This window comes from Nostoc sp. 'Peltigera membranacea cyanobiont' 210A, from assembly GCF_002246015.1.
In the GTDB taxonomy this organism is placed as follows: domain Bacteria; phylum Cyanobacteriota; class Cyanobacteriia; order Cyanobacteriales; family Nostocaceae; genus Nostoc.
In genome coordinates, this window is the sequence record NZ_NOLJ01000006.1 from 545,397 (window position 1) to 557,473 (window position 12,077).

General features: G+C 42.0%; 10 protein-coding genes. 5 read left to right on the plus strand and 5 right to left on the minus strand.

Annotation, left to right across the window (positions count from 1 at the left end; genetic code table 11):
* The first annotated feature begins 132 nt into the window (after nt 1-132).
* Both CDG76_RS21600 and CDG76_RS21605 read left to right on the plus strand, forming a co-directional pair.
* Nucleotides 133-1,164, plus strand: a complete 1,032-nt coding sequence (locus tag CDG76_RS21600; RefSeq protein ID WP_094350969.1) for a phage tail protein — start codon at nt 133-135, stop codon at nt 1,162-1,164.
* A 52-nt stretch (nt 1,165-1,216) separates the two neighbouring features.
* Nucleotides 1,217-2,416 carry a DUF4159 domain-containing protein gene (locus CDG76_RS21605; RefSeq protein WP_094350970.1) on the plus strand — a complete coding sequence of 400 codons (1,200 nt, stop codon included), beginning with the start codon at nt 1,217-1,219 and terminating at the stop codon, nt 2,414-2,416.
* Between the two features lie 16 nt (nt 2,417-2,432).
* On the opposite strand, the gene CDG76_RS21610 is transcribed toward CDG76_RS21605, so the two are convergent.
* The 4 genes from CDG76_RS21610 to serA all read right to left on the minus strand — a co-directional run bounded on the left by CDG76_RS21610 (nt 2,433) and on the right by serA (nt 7,198).
* Nucleotides 2,433-2,702, minus strand: coding sequence for a hypothetical protein (locus tag CDG76_RS21610; protein WP_094351088.1), 270 nt, complete (start codon nt 2,700-2,702; stop codon nt 2,433-2,435).
* A 124-nt stretch (nt 2,703-2,826) separates the two neighbouring features.
* A complete protein-coding gene (locus CDG76_RS21615) occupies nt 2,827-4,080 on the minus strand; it encodes a hypothetical protein (protein WP_094350971.1) in 1,254 nt (417 codons plus the stop codon).
* A gap of 459 nt (nt 4,081-4,539) precedes the next feature.
* The gene (prmA, locus tag CDG76_RS21620; RefSeq protein ID WP_094350972.1) at nt 4,540-5,460 is read right to left on the minus strand and encodes a 50S ribosomal protein L11 methyltransferase; all 921 of its coding nucleotides are present in this window, start codon (nt 5,458-5,460) and stop codon (nt 4,540-4,542) included.
* A 157-nt stretch (nt 5,461-5,617) separates the two neighbouring features.
* Nucleotides 5,618-7,198 (minus strand): phosphoglycerate dehydrogenase, encoded by a 1,581-nt coding sequence (gene serA / locus CDG76_RS21625; RefSeq protein ID WP_094350973.1) that lies wholly within the window; start codon nt 7,196-7,198, stop codon nt 5,618-5,620.
* A gap of 885 nt (nt 7,199-8,083) precedes the next feature.
* Here serA and CDG76_RS21630 point away from each other — a divergent pair.
* The 3 genes from CDG76_RS21630 to CDG76_RS21640 all read left to right on the plus strand — a co-directional run bounded on the left by CDG76_RS21630 (nt 8,084) and on the right by CDG76_RS21640 (nt 11,072).
* Nucleotides 8,084-8,281 (plus strand): hypothetical protein, encoded by a 198-nt coding sequence (locus CDG76_RS21630; protein WP_094350974.1) that lies wholly within the window; start codon nt 8,084-8,086, stop codon nt 8,279-8,281.
* A gap of 20 nt (nt 8,282-8,301) precedes the next feature.
* Nucleotides 8,302-9,942: a PRC-barrel domain-containing protein gene (locus CDG76_RS21635; protein ID WP_094350975.1), complete on the plus strand. Its 1,641-nt coding sequence runs from the start codon at nt 8,302-8,304 to the stop codon at nt 9,940-9,942.
* Between the two features lie 326 nt (nt 9,943-10,268).
* A complete protein-coding gene (locus CDG76_RS21640) occupies nt 10,269-11,072 on the plus strand; it encodes a Uma2 family endonuclease (RefSeq protein ID WP_094350976.1) in 804 nt (267 codons plus the stop codon).
* A gap of 104 nt (nt 11,073-11,176) precedes the next feature.
* Here the strand turns inward: CDG76_RS21640 and CDG76_RS21645 are convergent, their stop codons facing one another.
* Entirely contained in the window at nt 11,177-12,031 is an 855-nt protein-coding gene (locus tag CDG76_RS21645) for a bifunctional class I SAM-dependent methyltransferase/HIT family protein (protein WP_094350977.1), read from the minus strand.
* Between the last annotated feature and the right edge of the window lie 46 nt (nt 12,032-12,077).

Below are 12,077 nucleotides of genomic sequence, written 5' to 3' on the forward strand. Positions count from 1 at the left end.
CGCAGTCGAAACTCAGTACAAGTTCGTAATTCGTAATTCTCCCCCCAATCCCCAATCCCCNGGTGCTGTTTGTAACTGGAAACTTTGACCGGGTGTACCATCACTAATTCCCAATCCCCAGTCCCCAATCCTATGGTTCAAAGTCGCTCTAGTCCAGCTGTAAGCATTCAATTAACGCCAATGCAAATTCCTGAAGCTTTACCTGTGGCAGGTTTAGCATTTGCAAATGCAGAAAACATCGATGTAGCTGGACGTAGTTTGCTCTTGCATCCTGGACATCCCAGTGAGATGATTGTGCAAGTGCAAAACTTAGAACAGCGTCCTTTGCGGGTAAGCTTAAGCGTTGAAGGAAACTTCCCGTCGCAGTGGTGTCAGATTGGCACAGAAGGCAGTGAGATACCGCCACGTGGACAAATGGATGCTGTCCTCTACTTCTCAATTCCCGACACATTTTTTGAAGACCAAGAAGCGATCGCTCCTGGAAAAAAAGACAAACTAACACTCAATTTTCGCAGCCTAATTACTCTACACATAGACTCAGGCACGGACAACGAACAAATCGAGAGAAGCGAGTATTTCGATTTATACATCCGTCCCTACACTGCCTACATGGAATTCTTGCCAATTTTGTATCGGGAAGTAGACTTTATTGGTCGCTTCATGAAGATATTTGAGCAAGCTTTTCAACCAATAGTTAATAGTTACAACGTCATGTGGGCAAACCTCGATCCCTTGACAGCACCACAAGCATTACTACCCTTTATGGCGCATTGGGTTGCTTGGCAAGTAGATTCTGTTTGGGATCTCCAGCAACAACGGCGTTTAATTAGCCGAGCCGTAGAACTCTATCGCTGGCGAGGAACTCGTAAAGGATTGCGTCTTTACTTGCATCTTTATACTGGTTTACCGCTAGACGAACATTTAACGAATGAAGCTGATAAACATATTAGTATCACAGAACCTTTTGGGCCAAGTTTCATTATAGGAGATGCACAACTAGGAAATGCAGTTTTAGCAGGTGGACAGCCATATCATTTTATAGTGCGTTTACGTTCAAATATTTCTAGTGGCATCATCAACGAAGAACTTATTCAAAGAATCATAGAACAAGAAAAACCTGCTTTTTGTACATACGAATTATCTATCGAAAATCCCTCTAATTAAATAATTAATAATAAAGTAAAAGTTAATCTAAAATCTAAAATCTAAAATTGCTATGTCTCATCCTTTCCCACCACCACCAATTAAATCCTTTGAACGCTTGCAAGCCGCAGACGGCTTACTAATCAATGCGGAACGTTGGCGCACAGCCCATGAATATCACCGTAATCGGCAAAATGCTCAATATCAAAGTTTAAATCAACCAGGAATTGTCTGCGGTTTAGGCGTGCGAGATGTGACCGCCCCAAGCCAAGTTGAAGCTAGATATCGAGATGGACGTTGGGTACAAATTCAACCTGGGATTGCAATTGATTTAGCAGGTAATCTAATTGTTGTACCGACTTCTTATGATTTTCCCATTGATTTAGAAGTAGTAAGTTCTGAACCGCTCATGATTTACTTAGTAGTTAGCTATGTAGACCCCGATGAATTGCGGCGCGGACAGCAAAGAGATATTGTTCAAGAAACTTATCGAATTGACCAAATAAACTCTACACCAGCTAGTTCAGAAATAGAAATATGTCGAATACTCCTACAACCAGGACATACTGACATTACCCAACCTGCTGATGCTTTTTTCCCTGGATATAATAATATTGATTTGCGTTATCGTCGTCAGGCACAAATGCGTCCTCAAGCACTTGTATGTATGGCGCAGGCGACTCATAGCGATCCTGAATGTGCGCGTAATTTTTTCAGCCTTTCATATTTATTACAAGCAGTAGAACCGCTGTACCCAAGTTTGCGAGGGGCTGATGAACCAGGCCAGGTTTCTTTAGGAGAAAATATCCAAGACTATGACATACTTTATCTGACAGGTGGACAGGCTATATCTTTAAATAGTCTCGAATTTGAATCTCTAAAAAATTACTTAAATTTAGGTGGTGTGCTTCTAGTTGATGCACCAACAAATGCTAATGCTTTGATTGAAAGTACTCAAGCCTTAGCACAACAGTTAGAGAGTCCTTTAAGACCTTTAGAAGAATTGCAACGGAGTCATCCTTTAAGAACAAAACCTTTCTTATTTGCTGCATTGCCAATGGTTAATCAACAACAGATAAAACTGTTAATTGGTGGAGGAATTATTTTAGCAATTGGAGATTTAGCAACTGCTTGGGGACTGGATAGAGATTTGAGTTTACCCAGATTGACCATTCGTACAGCTCAAGAATTAGGGATTAATATTCTTCACTACGCTTGGAAGCGGCGACAGTTAATTGGGTTGCAACAAGAAGATAATTCAGGGCAGTGGTGAAAGCCAAGCAGATACATCAGAATTCAGCATCGGAACGCGTGTTGCAAACAAACTGGAGACATTTTTCGAAGTCATCGCCTTGCCAGTTACTAGCAAATTTCAGCAAATCTTTAGCTTTGGAGTGGCGCAGCGTTGCTTCCCCATCTTGGATAGAGCTATCTTCTAGTTTAATACCAGAGGCATTTTTTCTAATTTTGAGGTATTCGAGATAGTCAAGGGTTTGCTCTAAAATCGATTCTGGAGCGGTTTCGATCGCAGCAAGGAGCTGTTCGTTAATGGTAGTCATGGGGGCGCTGGAGGATTGATTCTGGATATCTTGATTCTTCATCATTTCCTACCGTTGTGTCTAAAACCGAAAATAGCGATCGCACTAAATTAACGATACCATCAAGGTCTGAAAATGATTGATTTTATTTGTTTGCGATCGCACTATTATTTTTGTCGTGTTCAAGTTCTCTCATTAGAGAATCAAAACCACTGGTATTGTTTCCGCTTTGGGCAAATAAAGACCGAATTTTATTGATTATCGCACTCATACTATTGGAGAAAAACTGACCGAGATTATTAACAAAGTTTTTCAGTTTTTCAAAAATCGAAACCTCCACAGTGGAGTATTTATTGACAATGGGATATACAATTTTTCCTTTTTCTGTTTCATAGTACTCTTGTTCAGGCATCAACATTGATGTGAGTGGTTGCACCTGTTTTGCCATATCAGCTTCGGTTCGTTTATTGCTGAGGAATAAAACATCATAAATTTTCCCATTCCAGCTAGCCCAATAATGGTTTTGGAAGAACCATCGTTTCCCGTCATCACAGTTAGGCTTTTTCCCTTGGTATGGGGTTACTCCAGCTTCACTCAAAAAAGGTTTAGCGATACTTTCAATTGTTATTTTTTCAATCCCAAAATATTCTTCTGCAACTTTTTTAAAAGTACGAGCTAATGTCTGACAATCTCCTTCTGGAGAGCCTTTTAAGAGCGTTTCTGGACTCTTACTCACCATTGTGTATTGAAATTGGATATTTACAAAGTTTTTGAAAAGTTGTTCCAGTATTTTATCTTGTGGTAATGTGTCATCTATACCATTGACTAGTGTTTTGGCTAGCGAATATTCTTGTAAAAATTTTTGTTTTTTATCTGCTGAGTTATTTACTGCTAATATTTCTTCAGACTTTCCTTGTTCGTTTTTAACGCCTGCGTCTTGGTTTTCCAAAGCAGCTCTATTAATTTGGTTGACTACAGAAGTAGCGACACTATCCGCCTCTTGCTCATATCGATCTCCTGATTGACCAATAGTCAGTTTTGGCTGTATTTCTCTTATTGACACGCTATCAGAACGTTTTATCGCCATTTTGCTCAGGCTATGACCAAACTGCGAAGAGTGTTCCTTGCCTTGCTGTAAAGACTTATTCATCTTTGTTTGCAAGACAGTGAGTCGCTCTTGTCCCTCTGGCGTGATCGTGCCATGCTTGGCTTGTATTTGGAGTTTCGTTGCCTCAAACTGATATTGTTGAAATTTCTGATTTTCTACCTTTGCCTGTACTATAGGCTTGTTGGAGCCAAGTTTAGAGTGAGTATTTAATAAATGCGATTGCAACTGACTTTGCTTTGACGAATAAGCGGATGAGTCAGCTTTTTTGTGAATTTGTAGCCGTTCTTTCATCGCTAGTTTTAAAAGTCAATAGTGGGTAATCTATATATTATGTCACTTAAAAATTGCTTGATTATTTATACTTAAGTCGAATACTCTTAAATTTCATCATCCACTTTGTCTAGTTGCGTCTGACTCAAATTTCTAATGCAGCTTGGCAAAAATCCAGCTACCATCTTAAGGACTTGCAAAAAATAAATTATCCCAAATTATTTCTAGATTTGTAGGGGCGCAAGGACTATACGTGTCAACTTAACGCGAAACCCTTACCAAGGAATGATATTGAGTCCACTCACTTACCATCACGATCCGCGCCACCCCACCCCGGTTTTGTCTAAAGCCAAAACCTCCCCTCCCGAAGAGCGGGGAGGGGATTGAGGGGTGGGGTAAAATGCCTGTGGGATAATCGTTTGAACTTAAGTTGACACCAATGCGCAAGGCCTTGCGCCCCTACTACTCGTATCTACTGGGTTAAGAACGCCGTACATTTAAGCAACACCATTCTTTGCGTTTCCACAGGGTAGCGACAACCCAACCATTTTCTTCTAAAGCGTCAGCAACAGCTTTAGATTGTTCTAGTAAAATTCCACTGAAGATCGCCCAAGTTTCAGGTTTAGCGATCGCACTCATTTCTGGAATTAATTCAATAATTACATGAGCCAAAATATTGCAAACAATACCATCCACTGGATTTTCAAGCAGTTTTGTCAAAACGTCTACACTTCCCAGTGCTGGTAGTAAACGTTCTGGATTAATATCGTTCAGCGCACCATTACTGATAGTTGATTGCACCGCCAAAGGGTCATTATCGACTGCATAAACTTTCTCTGCACCCAGTAGCAGCGCCCCAATGGAAAGGATACCTGAACCACAGCCAATATCCGCAATTACTAGATGTTCATGTTTGCCACTATTACCCACAAACGACTGCGAAACTCCACTCAGCCGCATTTCCAGCGATTCCAAACATAGCTGAGTAGTGGCATGGTTGCCCGTACCAAATGCTACACCAGGATCGAGGCGAATTACTAACCGTTCTGTTGTTTCTGGTAATGGTAGCCACGCGGGGTTGATTAGGAAGCGATCGCCTATTTCCTGCGGATGCCAATATTGTTTCCAGCTAGTTGCCCAATCTTCCTCATCAATTAACTGCCATTGCAGGGAGGGAGATGGAACTCCTACACAAAGAGCATCTTGACGCAGCCACAGTGACAGCGCAGCCAAATCTAGCAGCTGCGTTTGAATTGTCGGCAGATAAGCCTTTACTAAAGATGAATTTCCTTTGTTTTCACTAGCTGTACCACGACAGCCAAAATCTTCCAGTCGCCAAAAGATCGATTCTTCTAGGTCTGGCTCACATAAAATATTCAGTTCCCACCAGGTGTTTGCCATTTTTGAGTGCTGTTAGCGCTAGCGGGGCGTTCAGCCCGTGGTGAGTGGTGAGTGCTGAGTTTGAGGGAGTTAGGAGTTAGGAGTTAGGAGTTAGGAGTTTTTAACTTTTAACTCCTAACTTTTCTTGACTCAGCACTCGTTACTCAGCACTCAGCACTCATAGTGTTACTGTATACGCGTCCCGAATACCAGGGACTTTTATAATTTCATCCAAAATGCCCTCTGGTAAAGGGTCATCTATACTCAGAGCCATGACGGCATCACCACGGACGATTTTACGACCGACTTGCATACTGGCAATATTCACGTTAAAACTGCCGAGTAGAGAACCAAGTTTGCCGATGATCCCCGGCATATCGCGGTGCAGGGTAAACAACATATATTTGCTGGGTGGGACGTTAATTGGGAAACCATCAACGTCGGTGAGGTGGATTTCCCGCTCACCCAACAAAGCACCTGTGACAGAATGAGTACCTAAAGTACCCGTGGCTTCTAGATGCAGTGTGCCGGCATAGTCTCGAATGGAAGCATCGCGGGTTTCAATCACCCGAATTCCGCGTTCTTTGGCTTCTATGCTGGCATTTACGTAATTTACTCGTTCCCGCAAAGCTTGGTAAAGTAAACCTTTCAGGGCAGCGACTATCAAAGGCTGACTTTTGTTAGTTGCGAGTTCCCCTTGTAGTCGAATATTGAGTACTTCCACCCGTCCGCCAGCTAGCTGCCCCACCAGATTACCGAGAGTTTCTGCTAGTTGCATATAAGGTTTGAGTTCTTCCAACACATCGGGGCCGAGTCCGGGAATGTTGACGGCTGAACGCGCTGGTAGTCCTAAAAGTACATCACGAATTTGTTCGGCAACATCAATAGCCACATTCACTTGAGCTTCTGCGGTTGAGGCTCCCAAGTGGGGGGTGAGGATAACTTCCTTACCTAGCGATCGCAATTCCGATTCACCCAGTGGTTCTGACTCGAACACATCCAAGGCTGCACCCCCGATTTTACCAGCTTTCAGAGCTGCTGCTAAAGCTACTTCATCAATAATCCCACCACGAGCGCAGTTGATAATCCGGGCTGTAGGTTTCATCTTTGCCAAAGTTGTGGCATTGATTAAGTGGGTAGTTTCTGGGGTTTTCGGGATGTGGAGGGTGATATAGTCTGCTTGCTGGAAGAGTAAATCTAGCTCCACTAACTGACAGCCAATTTGTTCGGCTCGTTCTGTAGAAATAAATGGGTCATAAGCTAGGAGTTTCATCCCCATTGTTTTAGCTACAGCCGCAACATGAGAGCCAATTTTACCCAAACCGACAACGCCGAGAGTTTTTTTGTAGACTTCCGCGCCAACAAAGCTATTGCGATCCCACGCACCGCGTTTCACCGAAGCGTTAGCATCGGGGATGTGGCGAGACAAAGCCAAAATCATTGCTAGCGCGTGTTCAGCCGCAGCAATGGTATTTCCCTCTGGAGAATTGACTACTACGATTCCCCGGCGTGTGGCAGCGGGAACATCCACATTATCCACACCCACACCCGCACGACCGATGATTTTTAGCTGGGTGCCGGCATCAATGATTTCTTGAGTGACGCGCGTACCAGAGCGAATCATCAGCGCGTCATACTCACCAATAATTGCGATCAGTTCCGCTGGTTTTAGACCTAATTTGACATCAACGGTTGCAACTTGCGAAAGAATGTCAATTCCAGCTTGGTCAATCGAATCGGAGACAAGAACCTTAGACATGATTACTTCATTTAAAGCTACAGGTTTTGCTGCACAAGACTTTTTAGTTTAGTCTTTATCTGTCGCAATTCAGCAAAAATTATTCGTTTGAATATCGACTTAACCTTAACTTACACTATCTGGTGGTGGTATCAAAGCATGAGTTGCTTCTGGTGGATACTGCCTCCTAAGTATTTGAAGGTGAGTGGCTATTTGCATCATCCTGTCGCTAAATATAAAGCATGAATAGCACTAAGCACCGATATATTTATTAATAGTTAAGAGTTACCAAAATTTTATCAGCTTAAGCAACTTTCTGAGTGGGGTAAAAATGCCTGTATTCTTGACTGGGCTGCAACTTTAGATCGGGCAATGCTATAGACAACCACAAAACGAGCGAGTAACTATTATATCTATCAAATCTTGGCTATTTCTGAATACCACAAGTGGTATCCCTTAGTCAAAGCAAAATATTGCAACTTTTATCCCAAACAGGCGTTTAAATTTACCAACCGATCGGCTTTTGATTTCTTGGTATCGCATATTACCAGAGTTAGCTTTCTGGTAAAACCCCCATCTTACCATAAAATATTTTTTTAAGAGTCTAAGGAAGTCGTGAAAGCTTTCTGGAAAGTTTGATGTTCTCTTGAAGATGAATAAAGCTCAATTAACTAAAATCATCTTTTAAGTCATTCAATAATATTGAACCTAAAACTAAACATATTTAGTTCCAAAAGCTTGAAATCAAACAGGATCGTATCTATCTTTGGAAATAGTAATCCTGACTTTTTTATTCCTAAAGATTAAACTTAATCAAGGCATATTGCAGATAAAAATATGTCAATAATCTTGTATAATTTTTTCAGTAAGGTTAGCCATAAAAAACAACAACAAATAAAATAACAAATGCCTAGACTTGTAGGACAACGCTCTAATACTGGAGCAAATATCACCAGCTTAATCATTCTGCTCGCCATATTTGGGGTACTTTCCGAATACTTTGGTGTGATTGATATAGTACCCGGTTTTGGACGAGAGGGACGATATTTTCAGCTGAAGTTTCAGGCGACTAACGAACAAATGATTCAACAACCAAATCAATAAAAATATCAGGGATATATATAATGCTTAAAGGTAGTGATATTATCGATAAAGTGGTCGTCACCTACGACACAGGTAAGAAAATTGTCCGAATTATAGATTTAATTTTTGATCGGGAACGCAATCAACTTTTGGGTTTTCTAGTTGCAGAGAAGGGACTGTTTCGAGACGCAAAAGTGATTCCTCTACAAGAGGTACAAGCCATCGGGTCAGATGCGATCGTAGTTAACTCGAAAGAATCTGTTGTGAAGGCACATCGTGTCCCTGTAATTAAAGAGATTCTGCACCAGAATATCGTGTTGAGAAAAAAGAGAATTCTCACTACAGAGGGACTCGACCTCGGTGGATTGGTCGATTTGTTCTTTGATGAGCATAGTGGACTGGTGGAAGGATATGAAGTTTCTGGCGGTGTATTTGCCGATGCGTATTCGGGGCGATCGTTCGTTCCTGCTAGCGAAACACTGAAAATTGGTGATGATGTTGCTTTTGTACCTCCAGAAACTGCTCAACTGATGGAAGAACAGGTTGGTGGTATCCGAGGAGCCGTTCAGGCAACTGGAGATAAATTGCAGGACTCGGCCCAGACTACCAACCGCAGACTGCAAACAGCAGCTCAAACTGTGAATGAGCAACTGCAAAGCTCGGTAGAGAAAGTGAACCGCGGGCTACACTCAGCAAGCCAGAATGCAGGTGAGCAATTGCAAGCCGCAACTGATGCTACTGGCAGCAAACTACAAGACTTCAATCGAGATGCAACTGCCTCCCTGACCAACAATTTGGTCGATCCTGCCGAACAAAAGGTATATGTGATTGGCAAGTGTGTCGAGCGGGATGTGCTGACTCCAGATGGGAATGTACTGCTACTAAAGGGTCAAGAAGTCACCCTAGTCAATGCAGAAGCGGCCGATCGCCTGGGTATCCTTGATGAACTCTATCGAGCCACGGGTGGCAGTCTGACTGCCAACATCAGCCGCAATTTACAAGCAGCAACAGAATCTGTTGGCAATCGAATTGGGAGCGTAACTCAGAGCAGCGCCGCGAGTCTGCGTCACTCAGTTGATTCCTTGGCAGCAAATGTAAATGTAGCGATCCAGCAGGCAAGAGGGCGCAGAGTCTTGCGAACAGTGCGTACTGACGATGGCTTAATTATTGCGGCATCTGGGCAGATTGTGACAGAATCCCTTCTCGATCGCGCTCAGATTTACGCTAAAGAAATAGAATTGCTGAACGCTGTCGGGCTGAATCTGGCAACAGCAGTCCGTTCTACCGTGAGTGACAGATGGTTAGAAAACAAAGTTCAACTGGGCGATCGAGCAAGCATCGCTCAAGAGAATCTCAACACTTTCTGGCAAGCCTTGAAAGCAAAGGCAGAAAAGTTACAAGGACGCAGCAGACGGGCAATGAAAAATCAACGGATTGAACAAGCATTGGGTCGTCCAGTTACCCGTGTCATTCTCGATCCAGAAGACAACGTGATATTGAATGTAGGTGAATTGATTACACATCGCGCCGTCAGTCAAGCTGAAACAAGTGGAGTTCTGAATATCTTACTAAGTTCGGTCTATAGCAAGGAGCCACAAATCTCTGACAAGGAGTTACGTGCTTCAGAACATGGAACGGCAGCCTTAGTACATCATGGTAATGGGCGAGCGATCGCAACTTGAATCCAAATCGTTCTTGTGACTTTGGCCATAAAATAATCAAAAAGGTCAAGATGATTATTTATCGTGTGCGAGCAAGTTAGGTAAGGGACTTCCAACAAATAAATTACCCAATCTTGTGGGGTGGGCAACATGAGCGCCGATATACAAGGGCGCTCATGTTGCCCACCCACAAGAAGTAGTTGAGTATTTTTTTATTTGGAAGTCCCTAGAACAAAAATATGCACTAACGACTGAATTTCTGCGAAGACATCGCTAGCAGATAAATCGCTATAATTCTGGTGAGCCAAATAGAGCCAAATATCCTTTGAGTTTTGGGGAAACCAGCCATGTTAGAGTACAACTTACCAAGGTACTTGCCCTCAGCCGAGGAACTACCAGACTCTGATGAAACGCCTGTGGATAATGAACTGCAAGAATTAATACCAGGCTTGCTGAAGGCGATCCTGCTGATACTTTGGTCAGAACGCATGGACTGGTTGTTTGGCATAGATATGGGTATTTATTATCACCCAGATAAACCGCCAATTGTGCCAGATGGATTTTTGAGCTTAGGGGTAGAGCGGTTTTATGATGAGGAACTGCGTCCCAGTTATGTGCTGTGGGATGAAAATGTTGTACCGATTTTCGTCCTAGAAGTAGTTTCCCAAAATTATCGCAAGGAATACACTACTAAGTTGGATGAATACGAGGCTTTGGGTGTACTTTATTACGTAATTTATTCCTCTCGTCGCCGCCGCAAACCGCATCTGGAAGTACATAAGTTAGTTAATGGTAAATATGAATTGCAAGAGGGAAACCCTGTTTGGCTACCAGAAATTGGCTTAGGAATTGGTTGCGAAAGGGGCAACTATTGCGGCGTAACGCGGGAATGGATGTATTGGTATGATGAGCAAGGACAACGGTATCTCACGCCCGCAGAACAAGTAAAACAAGAGACACAACGCGCCCAACAAGAGACACAACGCGCTCAACAAGAAGCACAACGCGCTCAACAAGAAGCCCAACGCGCTCAACAAGAAGCACAACGCGCTCAACAAGAAGCACAACGCGCTCAACAAGCAGAACTTCGGGTGCAACAATTGACGGAACAATTAAGAGCGCTGGGAATAGATCCAGATAATCTGGATTAACTGAAATATTTTGCAATATTTTCAACAAGACTGAAAATCAGGTTTTTCAGATTTATGCATTTGCCATAAATCAAGATTTGCCACTGGAAGCTATCAGTAAAAAACTATTGCTTTTTAGGAATAACGTTCCTGATTCCACTTTTAGAGCCAACAGTATCACCTTTGTAACGAGGGATAATATGAATACTGGCGTGCATAATATTTTGACCTGCGGCTCGATTGATGTTCATTCCTATATTAAAGCCATCAGGTTCAAATTCTGCTTTGAGAATTTCTTGTACTTTGTTAACCATGAACCAGCAAGCAGATTGTTCTTTAAATGGTAGTTCAAAATAACTGCCAACATGACGTTTGGGAATAATCAAAATATGTCCTTTACTTATAGGATAGCCATCAAAAATAGCATAAGCAGTTGCTGATTCAGTTAATAGTTTGAGATTTTTATGGGGATTACAGAATATACAATAATTAGATGAATTTCGCTGATGGTTATAGTGAAGGTACTCATATAACTCACGATGCTCATCTAAACAAACTGAAGTAAAGGGCAGTTTGACAATACACTGATAAGTAGGTTTTTTGTGAATATAATGTTCTCTAAATCCTTCTTTTTTGATATCCCTTCTTACAGCATAATAAGCTTTGCCTCCTGGTTTTAATAAATGCGATACTTCCATAAGAACGTTAGTTTGTTCTTCAGTAAACAAAACATTTAAAACATAAAAGCAAATTATTGTATCAAATTTAGTATCAGGATATTCTGGAAAATAATAAGAGTCATAGCCTGTAATATCACAGCCTTTTTGGCGTAATATTTTAACATCATTACCAAGACCACAACCAAAGTCTAGTATTTTGCCTTGGAGAAGGTTTTGATTTAACAAAAACTGTGCCGGAAATGATAGATAATTTCTTTCGATCGCAGTAAGATGACTGAACTGATTTTTTTGTTGTTTCATGGAATGAATTTTGGTGCTGATGTACCAAAATTATTATTCCCAGCAT